A 19,494-nucleotide genomic window follows, 5' to 3' on the forward strand; every position below is an offset into this window, starting at 1 on the left:
GCCGGAGCTAGAGTTGGATCAGCGACTGCACACCACACAAGCACAATTGCAAGGAGAACGATGGGTCCACTGATGGCTGTCCCGGCTTTGGCGGCGCGTTTCGCCGCCGGCCAGCGAACCGTGGTGCTGGACGTCCGCTGGGCGCTGGGGGACCCGCACGGCCGGGAACACTACCTTGGGGGCCACCTCCCGGGGGCAGTTTTTGTGGACCTCGCCACCGAGTTGGCCACGCCGGCCACCCCGGCCCGCGGCAGGCACCCGCTGCCCACAGACGCGGAATTCCAGGAAACTGCCAGGCGCTGGGGGATCAACAACGGCGACGTTGTGGTGGCCTATGACAACAGCGGCAACATGGCTGCCGCCCGGCTCTGGTGGATGCTCCGCAACGCCGGGTTCCAGGACGTGTACCTGCTCGACGGCGGTCTGGCCGCCTGGCAGGACGCCGGACTGCCGCTGGACACCGGACCCGTGGACGCCGCCGTCGGGCATGTTTCCTTTGACGTTTCCCCTGACGGAGGCAAGATGCCCAGCATCGACGCGGCCGGAGCCGCGGACTGGCCGGCAACCGGCGTCCTCCTGGATGCCAGGGCCGGCGAAAGATACCGGGGCGAATTTGAACCCGTTGATCCGCGCGCGGGCCACATTCCGGGCGCCCGGAGCGCGCCAACAACGGAGAACGTGGACGGGGCCGGGCATTTCCTGCCGGCGGACCTGCTGCGGCATCGGTTCGAGGACCTCGGCGTCCGCGACGACGTCGCGGTGGCCGTGTACTGCGGCTCGGGCGTGACCGCCGCCCATGAGGTGGCCGCCCTCGAAATCGCAGGATTCCGGGCCGCACTCTATCCGGGTTCCTTCTCGGAATGGTCCAACAATCCGGCGCTGCCGGTGGCGACGGGCAGCCGGCCGAATGGCCATGCGGCGGCCCGCGGGGGTAGCGTCGAAGGATGACCCCAGGACGCCCCGTACCGCCGCCCCTTGCCCGCCCCGTATTGCCGAACGATGATGCTGTTGCCGATCCTGCTACGGACCTGGGCGCCGGTCCGGGCACCGGCCTGCTGGCCGCCGCCTATGGCGCGGTTTCCCCTGAAAGCGGCCTGGCGCCCCTGACGCTTGCCCGGCGTGCCCCCAAAGCGGACGACGTCGAGATTGCCATCGAATTCTGCGGCCTGTGCCACTCGGACGTGCACTCCACGCGTGGTGAATGGGGCGGCCAGAAATATCCGCTGGTCCCCGGCCATGAGATTGTCGGAACCGTCAGTCGCGTCGGCTCGGCCGTGACTGACTTCACCCCGGGGGACCGCGTGGGCGTCGGGTGCATGGTTGATTCCTGCCGCGAATGCGAGAGCTGCCTGGTCGGCCTGGAACAGTACTGTGAAAACGGGCTGATCGGGACCTACGGCGCCAAGGATCCACGTAACGAGGATGCCATCACGCAGGGCGGCTACTCGTCCGTCGTGGTGGTGGACCGGCGCTACGTGGTCCGAGTGCCCGGCAACCTGGACCCGGCCGCCGTCGCCCCCTTGCTCTGCGCAGGTGTCACCACGTTCTCTCCCTTGCGGCACTTCGACGTGGAGGAAGGCGACGCGGTGGGCGTGGTGGGGCTCGGCGGGCTCGGACATATGGCCGTGAAGCTGGCCAAGGCCATGGGGGCGCGGGTGGCGGTCTTCACCACCTCCGAAGGCAAGGTGCCGGCCGCGCTGGAACTCGGGGCCGACGAAGTGATTCTGTCCCGGGACAAGGACGCCATGGCCGCCGCGGACCGGACCATCGACCTCATCATCGACACGGTGGCCGCTCCGCATGACCTGAATCCGTTCTTCCGCACCCTGCGCGTGGACGGTGCGCTGTTCCAGCTGGGCCTGCCCTCCGACGCCATGCCGCCGGTCAGCCCCGGAGCCCTAATCAGGCGGCGGATCGCGTACGCAGGCTCGCTGATCGGTGGGATCGCCGAAACGCAGGAGATGCTCGACTTCTGCGCCGAGCACAACGTGGTGGCGGATATCGAACTGGTGCGCGCAGACCAGCTGAATGAGGCCTACGACCGTATGGTGGCAGGAGACGTCAAATACCGGTTTGTGCTGGATGCCAGCACCTTGCAGGCTCCGGCCGAGAAGGCAGACGCATGAGCACCCTGTTCACGAAAATCATCAATGGCGAGATTCCCGGACGATTCGTCTGGCGGGAGGCTGACGTTGCGGCCTTCCTGACCACGGGTCCCCTTGCAGACGGGCACACCCTGGTGGTCCCCACCGAGGAGGTGGACCGCTGGACCGATGCCTCCCCGGAAACCCTCGCGAAGGTGATGGAAGTGGCCCGGCGGATCGGTGCCGTGCAGCTGGACGTCTTCCCCGCCGAGCGGGCGGGGCTGATTGTGGCCGGGTACGAGATCAACCACCTGCACGTCCACGTGTGGCCGTCCAGGACCATGGCTGATTTCGATTTCGCCTCGGCCGACCAGAACCCGGATCCCGCGGTGCTGGACGCGAACGCCGAAAAGCTGCGCGCCGGGCTCCGGGCCGCGGGCTATGCGGAGTTCGTTCCCGCAAGCTGAGCCTGACGCTCGCGCCGGTTTGGCCCTTCCAGGTCTTGGCCTGGCAGGCCTAGGCCGGCGCGAGCGCCTTGTTAAGGACAGCCCTGATCCGCTTTTCGGAGACGGAATAGGCCGTTCCGAGTTCGACGGCGAAGAGGCTCACCCGCAGCTCTTCGATCATCCAGCGGACCTGGGTCAGCTCGGCACCCACCCGACGCCCGGGCAGCAGGGCCGACACGGCGTCGTCGTAATCGTCTTCCAGCCGCTGGACCGCGGCCATGCTCAGGCCATCCCGCTGGACGTTGCCGGGGAGCTTTTCGAGGCGTTTCTCGATGGCGGCAAGGTAGCGGGGGAGCTGGCTCAGCTGCTTGTAGCCCGTGCGGGCCACAAATCCCAGGAACACGAGCTGCTCAAGCTGGCTCCTGACATCGTTCAGGGCGCTGATGAGCGCCAGGCTGGTGGTGCCCGTCAGCTGTTTCTCAATCCGCCGGGTGCTGGCCAGGACGCGCTCCACCACCGCCGTCACACTGAAGACGGTATCGATCAGTTCCGCCCGGACCTGTTCGTAAAGGGCATCGAAGGACCCCCGGTCCCACGGGAGTTCCGCCGGGGTCAGTTTGTCCACGGCAGCCAGGGCACAATCGGCAATAAGGGCTGACACCGAACCGTGCGGATTCTGGCTGAACGTCAGCTTTTCGGTGTTGTTGAGATGCTCCAGGACGTAACGGTCAGGCGCCGGTACCCTGAGGGCCAGGAGCCGGATCACGCCGCCGCGCATGGCCTCGAGCTGCTCCGACGAGGTCTGGAAGACGCGCAGCGCCACAGATGTTCCTTCATCCACCAAGGCGGGATAGCCGGTGACTGTGTGGCCCTTGACGGTGTTGCTGACCTGACGCTGCATGGTGCCGAAGGACCACTCGGTCAGGCCCGTCTGTTCCTGGAAGCCTGTGCCGCTGCCGGCTGAATTTCCGCCTGCCGATGACGCGGGTACAGTCCCGCCGGTCTTTCCGGGTAACTTCGAATTTCCCCGAGACGGCGGAGCCGTGGTTACCGGCGTCGCCCCCAGGGATTCCGCGATGGCGCGGCGTGTTGCCGGGGCCAGCCGCTCCTGCAGGGCCGCGAGGTCCTTCCCCTCATCCAGCACCTTGCCCTGGGTATCGACAACCTTGAAGCTCACCCGCAGGTGGGATGGCACAGCATCCCAGTTCCAGGAACCGGGCGGGATGACGTGGCCGCGGATCCGGCGCAGGGCCAGTTCCAGTGAAGCTTCCAGCTCATCGTGCGCCGGATCAAAGTCCGATTCCAGGGCAATAACGGCCTGCCGGGCCACATCCGGGGCGGGGACGAAGTTCTTGCGGACCTGCTTGGGCAGGGACTTGATCAGCGCGGCCACGAGCTCGGCACGCTGGCCGGGGATCAGCCAGCGGAAGGCGGCATCATCGAGCTGGTTCAGGAAGAGCACCGGGACTTCGGCCGTGACGCCGTCGGACGGGTTGGGCGGTGACCCGGGCGCCACCGGGTGGAACTCGTAGCTGAGTGGCAGCTCGAAGCCCTTGTGCAACAGGGTCTTCGGATAAGCGGCCTCGTCCAGGTCATCGGCGTCGTTGTTGAGCAGCAATGACTTGTCGTAGTCGAGGAGGTCCGGATTCTGCTGCCGGGCCTCCTTCCACCATTTGTCGAAGTGCCGTTCGGATACAACGTCGGGGCCGATCCTGGCGTCGTAGAACTCAAACAGCGTTTCGTCGTCCACCAGCAGGTCGCGGCGGCGCATCCTGGCCTCGAGCTCCTCGACTTCCAGAAGCAGGGCGCGGTTGCGGTGGAAGAACTTGTGATGCGTTTTCCAATCGCCTTCCACCAGGGCGTGCCGGATGAACAGCTCGCGGGCCAGCACAGGATCCACTCGGCTGTAGTTGACCCGGCGCTGCGGGATGATGGGCACGCCGTACAGGGTGACCTTCTCGTACGCCATGACCGCGCCCATTTTGGTGGACCAGTGCGGCTCGCTGTAGCTGCGCTTAACGAGGTCCGGCGCCACCTGTTCTGCCCAGACGGGATCGAACTTGGCTGCGACCCTGGCCCAGAGGCGGCTCGTCTCCACGAGTTCGGCAGCCATCACAAACGTGGGGGACTTCTTGAAGAGCGACGAACCGGGGAAGATTGCGAACCGGCTGCCGCGGGCACCGGCGTATTCGCGCTTGCGCTCGTCCAGGATGCCGATGTGGCTGAGGAGGCCCGACAGCAGGCTCATGTGGATGCCCTCGTGGTTGCCCACAGGATCGGCAAGGCGCTTGTTGTCCAGGCTGATCCCGAGCGGGCGGGCCATCTGGCGGAGCTGGGCGAAGAGATCCTGCCATTCCCTGACCCGAAGGTAGTTGATGAACTCGGTCCGGCACAGGCGGCGGAACTGGGTGGACGAGAGTTCCTGCTGTTTCTCCTGCAGGTAGTTCCACAGGTTCAGGAAGCCGGTGAAGTCCGAGTTTTCATCGCGGAAGCGGGCATGCTTCTCGGCGGCGAGCTGCTGCTTGTCCGTGGGACGCTCACGCGGGTCCTGGATGGTCAGCGCCGCGGCCAGGATCATTACCTCGCGGACGCAGCCGCGCTTGCCGGCCTCCACAATCATCCTGCCGAGGCGGGGATCCACCGGCAGCTGGGCAAGCTGCTGTCCGACGGCGGTCAGTCCGCCGCTCTTGGCGTCACCTGGCCGTACGGCATTCAAGGCGCCGAGCTCGCGCAGGAGCGTAACGCCGTCGTTGATTGCCCGCGAGTCTGGCGGCTCGACGAACGGGAAGTTCTCCACGTCCTTGGGCCCACGGGCAACGCCCATGGCGGTCATCTGCAGGATGACTGCCGCCAGGTTGGTACGCAGGATTTCCGGATCCGTGAACAGCGGCCGGGACTCGAAGTCCTCTTCCGAATAGAGCCGGATGGCGATACCGTCCGACACGCGGCCGCACCGGCCCGAGCGCTGGTTCGCCGAAGCCTGCGACACACGCTCGATGGGCAGCCGCTGGACCTTGGTACGGTGCGAGTAGCGGGAGATGCGGGCCGTGCCGGTGTCGATGACGTACTTGATGCCCGGGACAGTCAGGGACGTCTCGGCCACGTTGGTGGCCAGCACAATCCGGCGGTTTTTGCCGGGGTGGAACACCTTGTGCTGTTCCTGCAGGCTCAGACGGGCGAACAGCGGGAGCACCTCGGTGCCGGCCAGGCGCCGGTTGGACTGGATCCTGGCGTTGAGTGCCTCTGCCGCATCGCGGATTTCGCGCTCACCGGAGAAGAAGATGAGGATGTCGCCGGAGGCCTCGGTGGCGAGTTCGTCAACGGCGTCGCAGACGGCGTCGAGCGGATCGCGGTCCTCTTCGAGTTCGTCATCGGAGGCGTCCTCGTCGGCCCCGCCGGCTGGCTGGGACAGCGGCCGGTACCGGATCTCCACCGGGAACGTGCGCCCGGACACCTCGATGATGGGGGAGGGCTCGTCGTCGGACCCGAAGTGCTTGGCGAATCGCTCCGGATCGATCGTGGCCGAGGTGATGATGATTTTCAGGTCCGGCCGCTGCGGCAGGATGCGCTTGAGGTAGCCCAGGATGAAGTCGATGTTGAGGCTGCGCTCGTGTGCTTCGTCAATAATGATGGCGTTGTATTTGCGCAGCAGCTTGTCGCGTTGGATCTCTGCGAGCAGGATGCCGTCGGTCATGAGCTTGACCTTGGTGGCGCGGCTGACTTCGCCGGTAAACCGCACCTGGAAGCCGACTTCCTGGCCGATTTCCACACCGAGTTCCTCAGCGATGCGCTCAGCGACCGTGCGGGCTGCGAGCCGCCGCGGCTGGGTGTGGCCGATCAGGCCGTTGTCGCCCAGGCCCAGCTCGAGGCACATTTTGGGGATCTGGGTGGTCTTGCCGGAGCCGGTCTCGCCGGCGATGATGGTCACCTGGTTCGCTGCAATGGCAGCCTTCAGGTCCTCGCGGCGCTCGGAAACGGGCAGCTCAGCAGGGTAGGAGATATGAAATGTCATGGCTGCAGCCAGTCTACTGGGGCCCGGATACCTGTGGGGTCCGGCGGGATGCCCGGCCTTGGCAACGGGCGGTCCGGTTCCGCGCCAATGGCGGCCCGGAATCCCCGTATACACGCCGCGGGAACGCCTGCCTACGCCCGTGGTGGCGCCCACATTTTCCCGCCGGGAGGCGTATGGGGCCTGCTGACCACGATTGTTATTCCATGCGTATCAATCAGGGCAATCTAGGTCTTTGTTTCTTCATAAAATCGCGCCTACGCTGTGAACTGACCGAAGAGTGCGGCCGTCGGGGACCGCGGAGAACCAGCAGCGTCAGGTGCGGAAGTAGCCGGCCTCTGTCCGGGCGGTCTCGACCCCTAGATCCCGCTCGGGGAAGCATTCCCCGCCGCCACTGAATTAGACCGCGCTTATGGCGATAAGCCAGTTTGGAGAACGTCCGTGAAGATCACTTCCATCGAAGCTATACCCTTCGCTATCCCATACCTCAAACCCCTTCGCTTTGCCAGCGGCGAGGTGCACACGGCATGCCATGTGCTGGTCCGGGTGTGCAGTGACGACGGGGTTGTGGGGTATGCCGAGGCGCCGGCGAGGCCCTTCACCTACGGCGAAACCCAGGAATCCATCGTCGCGGTGATCGAGACCCTGTTTGCGCCCCAGATCTTGGGGATGTCCGTTCTAGACCGTGAGCAGGTGCATGCGGTCATGGACAGGACCGTTGGCAATCCAACCGCCAAGTCCGCGGTGGACATGGCCATCTGGGACGTCATCGGCAAGACACTCGGTCAGCCCGTGACGGCGCTGCTCGGCGGCTACTCCGATGGCATGCGCGTCAGCCACATGCTCGGGTTCGACGAACCTGCCAAAATGGTGGCCGAGGCCGAGCGCATGCGTGATACCTACGGAATCACCACCTTTAAGGTAAAGGTGGGCCGCATGCCTCTCAGCCTGGACGTGGACGTATGCCGTGCCCTGCGGGAAGAGCTCGGCCCGGACGTCGAACTCTACATCGACGGCAACCGCGGGTGGACGCCGTCCGAGTCCCTGCGCGCCCTCAATGCGATGGCTGATCTGGACCTTACGCTCGCTGAAGAGCTTTGCCCGGCCGACGACGTCCTCGGACGCAAGTGGCTCGTGGAGCGCTGCCCCGTCCCGTTCGTCGCAGATGAAAGTGCCACGAACCCCGGCCAGGTCACCCGCGAACTTCTCAACGGAGCCGCGAACGCGGTCAGCATCAAGACGGCGCGAACCGGGTTCTCCCACTCCCAGCGCGTTCTGTTCGAATGCGACGGCCTTGGCGCTGAAGTGGTGATGGGCAATCAGATCGACGGCCAGATCGGCACCCTCTGCACAGTCACCTTCGGTGCCGCATACAAGTCCACTACGCGCCGGGCAGGCGAGTTGTCCAACTTCCTGGACATGACCGATGACCTCCTGGCCGAACCACTTGTGATCGTGGGCGGCAGGCTGCTGGCGCGGCAGGTCCCGGGAATCGGTATCGACATCGACCCTGAAAAACTTGCCAGGTACCGGCTCGACACCCCTCCGCTGAGCTCCACGGTTTAAGTCCTTCCCGCGACGCGGTGAGGGCGGGCCAGCCGTTGCCGGTGCCGCGGGTCTATGCGCTCTGCCCGGCCGGCGCTGGATTAGGACCCGCAGGCTATTGATCAGCCCTCATAGGGGTCCCACGATGAAATTAGCACGACCCTTGGTCCTGACTAGGGGTTTGCCTGATGTGAGCGCGGCCACCGGCGTGAAGAATGGCTATATACCCTTTGCCGCCTGGGTTGGAGCCTGGTCTCCGGACCGCCCACCCCGGCCCCCGCACACTCCAAAGAAGGAGCACATCATGACCGAGAACCTGTCACATGTCCGTGAAGTCCTTGCTGACGCCGTGATCGATGACCGAGAGAACGGCGTCATCCGAGCCAAGCGCGAGATTTTCACCGACAAGGAAATCTTCGAGCTGGAGATGAAGCACCTCTTCGAAGGCAACTGGGTTTACCTCGCCCACGAGTCCCAGGTCCCCAACGTCGGCGACTACTTCACCACCTACATCGGGCGCACTCCCGTCGTTATCACGCGGGACAAGGATGAAAAGCTCAACTGCATCGTCAACGCCTGCTCGCACCGTGGCGCGATGCTGTGTCGCCGCAAGACCGACAACCGAACCACCTTCACCTGCCCGTTTCACGGCTGGACCTTCAAGAACTCCGGCGAGCTTTTGAAGGTCAAGGACTCCCGCAATGCCGGATACCCGGAGACCTTCAACAAGGAGGGCTCCCACGACCTCACGAAGGTTGCCCGTTTCGATTCCTACCGGGGCTTCCTGTTCGGCTCCCTGAACGCGGACGTCCTCCCGCTGGAGGAGCATCTGGGCGACGCTACCAAGGTGATCGATTCCATCGTGGACCAGTCACCCGAAGGGCTTGAGGTCCTGCGGGGCGCTTCGACCTACACCTATGACGGCAACTGGAAAGTCCAGGCGGAGAACGGCGCTGACGGCTACCACGTCACTGCCGTGCACTGGAACTACGCAGCAACCACCGCCCGACGCAACTCCGGCGACTCCGCCAACACGACCAAGGCCATGGACGCCAGCAAGTGGGGCAAAGTCAAGGGCGGCTTCTATTCTTACGACCACGGGCACCTTTTGCTGTGGCAGGAGTGGACTAACCCGCAGGACCGTCCGCTATGGGACCGCCGCGACGAGCTCGTGGAGAAGTACGGCGAGGAGATGGCCAACTTCATGATCAACATCTCGCGCAACCTCTGCCTGTACCCCAACGTCTACATCATGGACCAGTTCTCCTCGCAGATCCGCCACTTTCGTCCCATCTCCGCGGACCAGACGGAGGTCACCATCTACTGCATCGCCCCAAAGGGCGAGTCGCAGGAGAACCGTTCGAAGCGTATCCGCCAGTACGAGGACTTCTTCAACGCGACCGGTATGGCCACCCCCGATGACCTGGAGGAGTTCCGCTCCTGCAACAAGACGTACTGGGCCACCGCCGCTCCCTGGAACGACATGACCCGTGGTTCCACCCACGAGATCGCCGGCCCGGACGAGCAGGCCACAGCGCTCGGCATGACCCGGGTCATCGCGTCCGGTGTGCGCACCGAGGATGAGGGGCTGTACCCCATCCAGCACGGGTACTGGAAGGAAGTAATGGACAAGGCTCTCACGGAAGAGGAACGCTCCGCCCAGGAAACCGTTCCCGTCACTGCCTGACCAAGACAACTTCCAAATTACAGAAAGAGTGCTGAACACCATGGCCAACCTGCTCAACCCCGTGACGGCGTTCAAGACCGCTGAGGAGATCGCCACCCTTGAGAGCGTGCGCGCGTTCCTGTACAAGGAAGCCCGCTTGCTGGACGACCGCCAGTTCGACGAGTGGCTCGAGTGCTACCACCCGGACTCGGAATTCTGGATGCCGGCGTGGGACGTTGATGACCGCCTCACCACGGATCCCCAGAACGAAATCTCTCTGATCTACTATGACAACCGCGGCGGCATCGAGGACCGCGTATTCCGCATCAAGACCGACCGGTCCTCGGCCACCTCCCTGCCCGAGCCCCGCACCGGGCACAACATCACGGACATTGAAGTGATGGAGCACGACGGCGACCAGGTCAAGGTCCGCTTCAACTGGTTCACGCTGTACTTCCGCTACAACACGACTGACACCTACTTCGGGACCAGTTTCTACACGATTGATCTCTCAGGCGAAAAGCCGGTGATCCTAAAAAAGAAAGTCGTTCTCAAGAACGACTACATCCACCACGTGGTGGACGTCTACATGGTCTGACGGCCCACGGACTGTGCCTGCTCCGGCGGGCACAGTCCGGGATCCTGCCTACCGCACCGCTCGATCGAGCACACCGCAAAAACTTTTCCGGGTCGCAGGGACGCGACCCCAGCCAGGAGGAAATTATGGGCCACCAGGTAGCCCTCAGCTTCGAGGATGGCGTCACCAAGGTCATCAAGGTCGGCGACTACGAGACCGTCATGGACGCCGCCTACAAGGCGCGAATCAACATCCCGTCGGACTGCCGGGACGGTGCCTGCGGCACCTGCAAGGCCTTCTGCGACTCCGGCTCCTTCGATCCGGGAGACTTTATCGACGACGCCATGACCGAGGAGGAGCTGGAGAAGGGTTACATGCTGACCTGCCAGGCCGTCCCGGAATCCGACTTGTCCATCCAGATCCCGGCAACTTCGGAATCCGCGAAGACCTCGGCCGCCACGTTCACGTCAACCGTCAAAGAGCTCAACAAGCACTCGGAATCCACGATCTCCTTCACGCTGGACGTGCAGGACCGGGAGGCCCTGGCGTTTCTGCCCGGCCAGTACGTCAATATCAAGGTCCCCGGAACGGACGCAGAGCGCTCGTACTCCTTCAGCAACGGCCCCGGCGTGGACGATGCATCCTTCATGGTGCGTATCACCCCCCAGGGCGCGATGTCCGAGTACCTGCGCGACCGGGCGGCGGTGGGTGACACCATCGAATTCACGGGACCCTACGGATCGTTCTTCCTGCGCGAGCCGAAGCGACCCTTGCTCCTGCTGGCAGGGGGCACCGGCCTGGCCCCCCTCCTGTCAATCCTGGCGAAACTTTCCGACAACCCGCCTGCCACGCCGGTGCACCTGATCTACGGTGTCACCCGTGAAGCGGACATCGTCGGGCTCGACTGGCTGTGGGCCTTCGAAGCGAAACTGCCAAACTTCACTTGGGACTACATCGCCTCCGATCCGGGCACCTCGGCCCCGCACACCGGCTACGTGACCCAGATTATCGAGCCCGCCCACCTCAACGACGGCGACGTCGATGTCTACCTGTGCGGCCCGCCCCCCATGGTCAATGCAGTCTCAAAGTGGTTGGACGTCGAGAATGTCCAGCCGGCCAACTTCTACTTTGAGCGGTTCGCCCCGAAGGAAACCACCGGCGGTGACGCCGAGACGGGTGCCCCGGCCCCCGTACAGCAGATCGAGGCTGAGGGCGACAAGATCAGCCGCGCCCAGGCCATCTCCTCCCTGGAGACCGGCCGGCTGGAGTTTCGCAAGGAAGACAGCTACGCCCACCTTGAAGCGCGCATGGGCCTTGAGCTCGCAGTTACCGAGCTGATGCTTGGTCGCCTCAGCGAGGAACAACTTCAACAGTTCCGCCGGCGTGCCGAGGCCACCACCCGCTCCGTGGGCGCCGGCACGGTTCAAGACCCTGAAGAATACGTGCAGACCAACGAGGCCTTACACGAGTACCTTTTCCTGATCTGCGACAACCCCATGCTCCTGGAGTCCTACCGCCGGCTCGATGTCCATGCCCAGATGGCGGCGACTTTCGAGAAGGGGACCGAGATCTTTGAGCGCGTCACACAGGACCACCTGGACCTCGTGGAAGCGTTCGAGCGCCGTGATAAAGAACGCGCACGCCAGGTCATCATGGCCCACACCCGTGAAGCCAAGGAAACCATGTCCGGGGCGATCGACGCCAAGATGGCTGATTCCTGATGCCGGCGCCGCACGGGCAGTTCCTCTCTCCTGGCCGTTTCGCCGGCAAAGTGGCGATCGTGACGGGCTCGGCCCAGGGCATCGGGCAGAAGGTGGCAGAAAGGATCGGGGCTGAAGGGGGCTCTGTCTTTCTCGTGGACCGGGCCGAACTGGTGCACGAGGTTGCCCTCGGAATTAAGGACGGAGCGCAGTTGTCCGGCTCGGGGGGAAACGCCACGTCGTTGACCGCTGACTTGGAGACCTTTACCGGAGCGCAACAGGCGGTGGACGGAGCACTTGCCGCCTACGGGCGGGTGGATGTTCTCGTCAACAATGTGGGCGGCACCATCTGGGCCCGCCCCTACGAAGAGTACGACGAGGAGAAAATCGAGAAGGAGATCCGCCGCTCGCTGTTCCCTACACTCTGGTCCTGCCGGGCCGTGCTTCCAATCATGCTTGGGCAAGGCTCCGGCACCATTGTCAACGTCTCCTCGGTGGCTACCCGGGGCATGAACCGGGTCCCGTATGCCGCAGCGAAGGGCGGTGTCAACGCCCTGACGCAGTCTTTGGCCATGGAGGTTGCCGGGCGCGGGATCCGCGTCGTCGCAACAGCCCCGGGCGGCACTGAGGCTCCGCCAAGAAAGGTCCAACGCGGGCCTGGTGCGGAGTCTTCCGCGGAAAAGGCGTGGTACCAGGGCATCGTGGACCAGACCGTGCAGTCCTCCTTCATGAAGCGCTACGGCACCCTCGATGAGCAGGCCGCGCCGATCGTGTTCCTGGCCTCCGACGAGGCGTCCTACATCACCGGTAGCATCCTTCCGGTAGCGGGTGGGGACCTCGGCTGATGCTGGTTTGACGGGAACCCGCCGGAATGGCAACAGGGCCCGCGGGAGTAAGCTTGCGACCATGACGGCGGGCCCCCACGATAGCGGCACAGGAGCGGAGCTGCCACTCCTGGGCCGGGCCGTGGTTTTCGAGAAACTACAGGAGACCCTCCGCGCGGTGCGAAAGGGCCATGTGCGCACTGTCGTGCTCACAGGCCCGCCCGGGTCGGGAAAGACCGCGCTTCTCGATTTGTTCCTGGACCGCTGCTCTTCGGTGGCCCGGGGAGTGCGGCTGCTCTCCGCCACGGGGGACGAGTGGGAAGCCCAGTTCGCCCTTGCCGGCTATTCCCAGCTCATGCTCACCGCACCGTTGCGCTCGGCCAAGGGGGATAACCGTGAGGCAGGGTTCCCCGTCCCTGGCGCCGCCCTCGACCCTGGGCAGGTCCTCAAATATGCCTCCACCCTCAGCACGCACCTTGAGGGGCTGCAGTCGCACGGCTCCGTGGTCGTTGCCGTCGACGACATCCAGCATTTCGACGCCGAGAGCCTTCACATCCTGGTGTTTGCCATGCGACGCCTGCGGGGCAAGCGGATCCTGTTCGTGGTCACTCTGGACCCCAGTCAGGCCGCGCATGTCCCGGCGGGGGTGCTTGGTTTCCTCTCCGGCCACCAAGTTGCCCGTATCCCGCTGGAGCCCCTGTCGCCTCAACACGTCCAGGACCTCGCCCGGCGCTCATTCGGCATTGAGCTGAGTGCCACCGCCGCCCACGGGCTCGTGCGGCACACAGGGGGAACGCCTCAGCCGATTGTCGAGCTGCTGGGTGAGCTGCCCGCGGAAACCTGGCATACGTGGTTCCCCTCCCTGCCACCGAGCTCGCGGGTGCGGGCCAGGGTGCATAGCCTTCTCAGTGCCGCGTCGCCGCACCTGGTCGCCGTAGCCGAAGCCGTGTCCGTTCTTGGACGCTCCGCCGGATTGACGGAGGTCTCCGCTGTCAGTGGCATGGCCTCCGTGATGCAGGCGCTCGACGAGGGGCACAGCGCCGGACTGCTGGGCCTGTCAGTGGAACAGGCGCGGTCCGTGGTGGCGTTCTTCGAGCCCGGCACTGCTGAAGCGGTCTATGAACAGATTTTACCCAGCCGGCGGATTGCTCTGCACCGCCGTGCCGCAGAGGTGGTCCAGGCCGAAGGCGAACGGCTGGGACACCGGGTGTCGGCGACCCCGGGCGCCGACGAGGCGCTGGCCGCTGAACTGGAGGAGTTCGCCCGCCGCCAGGCCCTCCTAGGGGCTTGGCAGGATGTCTCGACCGCGTTGTTTTCCGCTTCCCGGCTCTCCTCGGACGTCCGCTCGCACAACGACCGGCTGCTGAGGGGCGTTGATGCGCTGGTAGGCTCCGGCAACATCGCGCAGGCGCAGATGTGGGCTGCCGCCGTTGACGCCATGCCGTCTTCCCCGCTGCGTTCGTCTGTGCTGGGCTATCTCTCCACCGCGTCGGGGCAAAACCTTAGCGCCCAGTCCCTGCTGGAGATGGCCTGGCGGACCAGCAATCCGGAACGGGATCCGGCTGCCGCCGCCCAGGTGGCCCAGCGCCTGGTGCTGCACGGACTGGCCTCCTGGGACGGTCCGCTCATCACCGGCTGGGCCGAGCGGGCGATGTCCCTGGCGGAACCCGGCACGCCCGCGCACATCGAATCGGAGGCCATTTACGGGCTGGGCCTGTACGCGCAGGGCCGCTTGGCGGAGGCCGAGGCCTCGTACCAACGGGCCTTCGACCATGCCGCGGAGAACGCACAGAAACAGCGCGTGCAGATGGGTGCCGGCTGGTTGGCCTTGCGCCTCGACGACGCCGAGACAGCACTTGTGAATCTCGAAGCGGCGGCTCCCACGGAGTACCGCGGCGGCTCGATGCGGATTTCCCTGTGGGCTGAGGCCTGGTTGGCCCGCACCCATCTTGTGCTTGGTAACTGGGATGCAGCCGCTGCTACCGTGGCCCGCGCATCTGTGCGCCTCGAGAGTTCACAGATGCCGCTGATCCGGCCCTTGCTGTACTGGACCGCCGCTGAACTGTGGTCCATGCGCGGCGACTGGGACAGGGCAAGGTACTACGTCTCCCAGGCTGCCGTGCAGCCGGGAACTTATGGGGCCATGCAGGTGCCGGCCAGTTTGGCCCGAGCCCGTTTCCATGAGGCCCGAGCGGACTACGAGGGCGTTTTGGAAGCGCTACAGCCGTTGACGGAGCTGGACCGATGGACCGGGGAGCGGGTGTCCTTCTGGCCCTGGCAGGACACCTACGTCAACGCCCTCGTGATGACCGATCAGCTTGACACAGCGGATGCTTTCCTTACTGCCTTCGAAGGGGTGCGGCGGGAACGGAACATACCCTCAGACCTTGCGCGGATGGCATGGGCCAGGGGCCGCCTGGTGGCCGCCCAAGGTGATCCCGACACGGCCCGGGAGCACTTCGAAGCAGCCCTAAGGCATCTGGGCGGGCTGAACCGGCCCTATCTGCGGGCTCGGGTGAGCTTCGCCTTCGGACAGAGCATGCGGCGCGCCGGCAAGAAGCGCCTGGCGTCCTCAGTGCTGCGGGTCGCCCGGGATCTTTACGAATCCCTGGGCGCGACCACCTACGTAGACCGGTGCGACCGGGAACTCAAAGCGACGGGGGTTGACGTCGGCAGCCTGCCCGACCCCGCTGACCCCGTGCTTTCCGCAACTGCCCGCTCGCAGGCCCAGCTCACCCCCCAAGAGCAGGCAGTAAGCGAACTGGTGGCCGACGGGGCCACCAACAAGGAGGCCGCCCGTGCGCTGTTCCTGGCCGAGAAGACCGTCCAATACCACCTGACACGGGTCTACGGGAAATTGGGGATCCGCTCCCGCAGCGAACTTGCCGCCCGGTTCCGGGATTCGGACTGAAGAATTGCTTCCACGCGGCCGGGAGCACCTTGTCGTCAGCGCGGGCGGGTCGCCTCCTCTGCGGGGCCTACCACGTCGAGGAAATTGCGCAGCAACGCCGAGCGGTCGTCACGCCGCCATGCGACTGCCAATTCCACCTGGGGTGCGTCCTCGATGGAACAGTAGACCACGCCTTCAAGCTGCAGAGCGCGGACACTTTCCGGAACGACGGCAATTCCGCTGCCGGCGGCCACAAAGGAGAGCATGGTGGAGGTTTCGCCGATCACCTGAGTGACGCGCGGCCGGAACCCCTCACTGCGGCACATATCTGCAGTGGTGCGGTACAGCACCGACTCCGGCGGATAGGCGATAAAGTCCTGGTCTTGGAGTTCGTGTACGGCCACAGGCCGGCCCGCTGCCAGCGGGCTGAAGGAGGGCAGCGCCACGACCAGCTGTTCACGACCCACGATGCGGTATTCGATCTCCGGGGCTGAGACCGGCGGCCGCAGCAGCGCTGCATCCAGCGTTCCGTCCCGCAGGCCGGCTTCCATGGCCGGCGTAAGCATCTCCCCGCGGAGGGCCAGGGTCAAGCCGGGAAGTACCTGCTTGACGCGGCGGACGATGGGGGGCATGACCCCGTAGGTCGAGGAACCGGAGAACCCGACGCGGAGCACGCCGGCCGCCCCTTGGCCGACCTGGTACACGTCGGCCTGGAGCGTCTCCATGGCGTTGACGATGTGCCTTCCACGGCTTAGCAGTTCCTCACCGGCGGCCGTGAGGTCTACCCGGCGGGTGGTGCGGTTAAGCAATTGCACGCCCAGCTGCTCCTCCAGCTGCCGGATCTGCTGCGATAGGGGTGGCTGTGCCATGTGCAGGCGTTTAGCGGCTCGACCGAAGTGGCGCTCCTCGGCGACGGCGATGAAATAGCTAAGCTGGCGGATGTCCATTGTCGATACTGTCTTTCCGCTCGGACCTGGCTGTCTGCCTTCGGGTTATTTATATGCAGAATAGCCTGAATATCCTTCAGTAGTGCATGCAACGCATATAGTCCGGGGTTTGCGGAACAGCCCGGAGCCAGCGGGGACCCAACTGACGAACCGCAGGTCCTCGGATGACCGGGGTGCCCGGTCCGAGACGGCCGGGGGGCCGCTTAAACAGGTCTCCCCGGCAGAGCGACCTGATCAGGAAGCTCTGCCGGGGAGACTACCGGGAATCCGGTGGCCCCTCTGCCCTAGGGGCGGGGTGTACGGGCAGCAGGCACACCGTCGTCGGCACGGTGCTCGGCGATCTCCTCCACCTTGTGCTCAGCCTCCTCCAGCTTGCGCTGGTGAGGAACCAGGACGGTCACGACTGCCCCGACGAGGGCGACGGCGCCATAAATATAAAACGCCGTGGCCCCTCCGATGCCTGCGGCGGCCAACCAGCCGCCGATGATCGGTCCCAGGATCCCGCCGAAGCGTCCTACGCTGGCGCACCAGGCCACGCCAGCGGCCCGGGCGTTCGTGGTGTAGTAGTTCGACTGGAACCCGTAAATTAGGACCTGGGTGCCCAGGGTGCCTACGCCGGCGATGGCGATGAAGGTGAAGAGTAGGGGTAGCGGGAAGCTGAAGGTCATGAGCATCAGGCTCATGGTCGCCAGGACGAAGGTGGAGGCGATGACCCGCTGGGGGCCGCTCTTGTCAGCGACGCGCGAGAGGAGCAGGCCGCCTGCGACGGCACCCAGGTTCAGTGCCAGCGGGAAGAACAGGGAGTATGTACGCCCGTAGCCGTACCCTTCCATGATCTTGGGCAGCCATGTGTTCAAGCCGTAGGTCAGCAGCAGGCCACAGAACGACATCAGCCCGAGCAAAATGGATGCCACAGCGAACTGCCGGGAGAACACCGCGGCGAAACCTGCTTTTTGCGGTGCGGCGCCCACCTCTTGAATGATCCGTTCCTCGACAAGCGGAACGCCGGTGCGCTGGGAAGCGGCCTGGGCCTCCTGCTCGCGGCCGCGGGACAGCAGCCAGCGTGGAGACTCAGGGAGCTTGAACCACGCTATGGGCACCAGCAGGACGAGGGGCAGCGCGCCGATCATGAACAGCCCGCGCCAGCCGATGTTATTGAGGAGCAGGATGCCAATGACAGAGGCAAACACGCCGCCGGCGGGAACGCCGGAGTAAACAATTGCATTGTAGAACTGACGCCGTCCGTGCGGCGCAAACTCAGCCATGGTGGCACCGGCGGTGGCTATTACCACGCCAAGGCCCAGGCCGGTGATGAAGCGCATCGTGCCGAAAGCCATGACAGTAGTGGTCAGTGCCGTGACGAACATACCGACCGAGAACCAGGCAATACCCAGCAGCATCAGCCGGCGACGGCCGAAGAAGTCCCCAACCGCGCCGCAGAACAGGGAGCCGACCAGCACCCCAATGAGTGCCCAGGAACCAAGGATGCCGGCGGTGGCCAGGTCGAAGGCGCCGATCTGGCTCGGGTCGGCCAGCAGGCCGGGCAGGACTGTGCCGTACACGACGAGGTCATAGCCGTCGAACAACAGGGCCAGGCAGATGACGAAGGCCACCCAATTGGCGGTGCGCGCCTCTTTGCGCGGGTCTTCGGCGATGACGATATTCGGTTTGATCATGTCCGGGTCCTCTCTGAGCGGAGCATGTGGCATTACCAAAGCGGGGAAACCGCAGGGGTGTCTGATTACATTTCAGTCTGGCAAAGCCGTGATCTGGATCATATGAGGCAAATGCCCTGACTTTGTCAGGGGTGTAATTCATAGGCCTGAGGTATCAATCCAGTAAAATGGCTCGGTTATGGCCTAAAGTGACAGTGCAGCGCGATGAAGCAGGTGGGGGCGCTCGGGAATTGGACCCGGTCCTGGCCGGCACTGGTAGCCTGCACCGGGGCGCCTGGCTAGAGTGACCCCATGATCAATGCCACGCGCTTGCACTCAGACCTGTCCAGGCTCAATCGGGAGACGGAGATGTTCCTGGCCACCGTCGCGTCCTTGTCCGACGACGAGCTGGCCGCCCCTTCCTTGTGTGCGGGGTGGACCCGGGCTGACGTGGTTGCCCACCTCACGTCCAACGGGCCTGCCCTGGTCAAGCTCATTGATTGGGCTGCCACGGGTGAGGAGCAGCAACTCTATGCGTCTCCGGATGCCCGCGCCCGGGAGATCTCTTCGCTGGCGGCCCTGCCCCGCGAAGGACTCATGATCAAACTGCGGGAGTCCGCCCAGTTCTTTGCCGAACAGGCCCAGCGGCTGGGTGGGGATCTTGCGCTGGGCGAGGTGCATTTGCACGGTAAAAAAATCCCTGCCACGGCTATTGTGGCGCTGAGGATCAGCGAGATTGTCGTCCACCATCACGACCTCGATACGGCCTGGACCATTGAGGAGGCCGACCCGGATTCGCTGCTGGACGCTCTGGAAGCCGCAGTGCGCACCATGCGTGCCAAGAATGCCCCTGGCATGACCCTTGTGACCGAGGAACGGGATGAATGGATCATCGGCGACGGTGCCTTGCGCGTCGCGTCCGACCGTGAGGGCATGCTGGAGTGGCTCGCCCGCGGCCACGCCGAGAACGTTGAGTCCGATGGGCCGCTGCCGGAGCTGCCGTCCTGGTGAGAAAAGCGGCCTGAGGGCCCTTCCGGCACCAAGGGTTTTACCGAGGTTGAGGCTGGGGGAGATTCTTATCGCATGGATATGAATAGGAGGCATTTAAGTCTTTGTTTATCACTAAAATCACGCGTACGCTTTTGAGCCAA

The 19,494-nt window shown here is 64.7% G+C and carries 13 protein-coding genes; 10 read left to right on the forward strand and 3 right to left on the reverse strand.

What is annotated here, in order from left to right:
• The first annotated feature begins 60 nt into the window (after positions 1-60).
• From NG701_RS04860 to NG701_RS04870, 3 genes are read left to right on the forward strand one after another with little or no spacing between them, the layout of a single operon-like run.
• Complete coding sequence (locus NG701_RS04860; RefSeq protein WP_252565009.1) at positions 61-948, forward strand: sulfurtransferase; 888 nt, start codon at positions 61-63, stop codon at positions 946-948.
• On the forward strand, positions 945-2,126 hold the full coding sequence (locus NG701_RS04865) for an NAD(P)-dependent alcohol dehydrogenase (protein WP_305884418.1): 1,182 nt from the start codon (positions 945-947) through the stop codon (positions 2,124-2,126). The genes NG701_RS04860 and NG701_RS04865 overlap by 4 nt, the downstream gene beginning before the upstream one ends.
• Positions 2,123-2,551 (forward strand): HIT family protein, encoded by a 429-nt coding sequence (locus NG701_RS04870; RefSeq protein WP_056343343.1) that lies wholly within the window; start codon positions 2,123-2,125, stop codon positions 2,549-2,551. Before NG701_RS04865 ends, NG701_RS04870 begins: the two co-directional genes overlap by 4 nt.
• Before the next feature lie 49 nt (positions 2,552-2,600).
• Here NG701_RS04870 and hrpA read toward each other — a convergent pair whose 3' ends face one another.
• Positions 2,601-6,542: an ATP-dependent RNA helicase HrpA gene (hrpA, locus tag NG701_RS04875; protein ID WP_252565010.1), complete on the reverse strand. Its 3,942-nt coding sequence runs from the start codon at positions 6,540-6,542 to the stop codon at positions 2,601-2,603.
• 438 nt (positions 6,543-6,980) lie between these two features.
• Between hrpA and NG701_RS04880 the strand changes: the two genes are divergently transcribed.
• The 6 genes from NG701_RS04880 (at position 6,981) to NG701_RS04905 (ending at position 15,762) form a co-directional block, all read left to right on the forward strand.
• Complete coding sequence (locus tag NG701_RS04880; protein ID WP_252565011.1) at positions 6,981-8,105, forward strand: mandelate racemase/muconate lactonizing enzyme family protein; 1,125 nt, start codon at positions 6,981-6,983, stop codon at positions 8,103-8,105.
• Between the two features lie 283 nt (positions 8,106-8,388).
• On the forward strand, positions 8,389-9,771 hold the full coding sequence (gene benA / locus NG701_RS04885; RefSeq protein ID WP_252565012.1) for a benzoate 1,2-dioxygenase large subunit: 1,383 nt from the start codon (positions 8,389-8,391) through the stop codon (positions 9,769-9,771).
• A gap of 40 nt (positions 9,772-9,811) precedes the next feature.
• Entirely contained in the window at positions 9,812-10,348 is a 537-nt protein-coding gene (gene benB, locus NG701_RS04890; protein ID WP_252565013.1) for a benzoate 1,2-dioxygenase small subunit, read from the forward strand.
• Positions 10,349-10,473: 125 nt separating this feature from the next.
• Complete coding sequence (gene benC / locus NG701_RS04895) at positions 10,474-12,048, forward strand: benzoate 1,2-dioxygenase electron transfer component BenC (RefSeq protein ID WP_252565014.1); 1,575 nt, start codon at positions 10,474-10,476, stop codon at positions 12,046-12,048.
• Positions 12,048-12,872: a 1,6-dihydroxycyclohexa-2,4-diene-1-carboxylate dehydrogenase gene (locus tag NG701_RS04900; protein WP_252565015.1), complete on the forward strand. Its 825-nt coding sequence runs from the start codon at positions 12,048-12,050 to the stop codon at positions 12,870-12,872. The genes benC and NG701_RS04900 overlap by 1 nt, the downstream gene beginning before the upstream one ends.
• Positions 12,873-12,933: 61 nt before the next feature.
• Positions 12,934-15,762: an AAA family ATPase gene (locus tag NG701_RS04905; protein ID WP_252565016.1), complete on the forward strand. Its 2,829-nt coding sequence runs from the start codon at positions 12,934-12,936 to the stop codon at positions 15,760-15,762.
• Positions 15,763-15,797: 35 nt separating this feature from the next.
• On the opposite strand, the gene NG701_RS04910 is transcribed toward NG701_RS04905, so the two are convergent.
• Positions 15,798-16,688, reverse strand: a complete 891-nt coding sequence (locus tag NG701_RS04910) for a LysR family transcriptional regulator (protein WP_252565017.1) — start codon at positions 16,686-16,688, stop codon at positions 15,798-15,800.
• Positions 16,689-16,972: 284 nt separating this feature from the next.
• Positions 16,973-18,364: an MFS transporter gene (locus NG701_RS04915; protein WP_252565018.1), complete on the reverse strand. Its 1,392-nt coding sequence runs from the start codon at positions 18,362-18,364 to the stop codon at positions 16,973-16,975.
• 291 nt (positions 18,365-18,655) lie between these two features.
• Between NG701_RS04915 and NG701_RS04920 the strand changes: the two genes are divergently transcribed.
• Positions 18,656-19,354 carry a maleylpyruvate isomerase family mycothiol-dependent enzyme gene (locus NG701_RS04920; protein WP_252565019.1) on the forward strand — a complete coding sequence of 233 codons (699 nt, stop codon included), beginning with the start codon at positions 18,656-18,658 and terminating at the stop codon, positions 19,352-19,354.
• The last annotated feature ends 140 nt before the right edge of the window (positions 19,355-19,494 follow it).

Origin of the sequence: Pseudarthrobacter cellobiosi (genome assembly GCF_023913815.1) — a bacterium.
GTDB lineage: Bacteria > Actinomycetota > Actinomycetes > Actinomycetales > Micrococcaceae > Arthrobacter > Arthrobacter cellobiosi.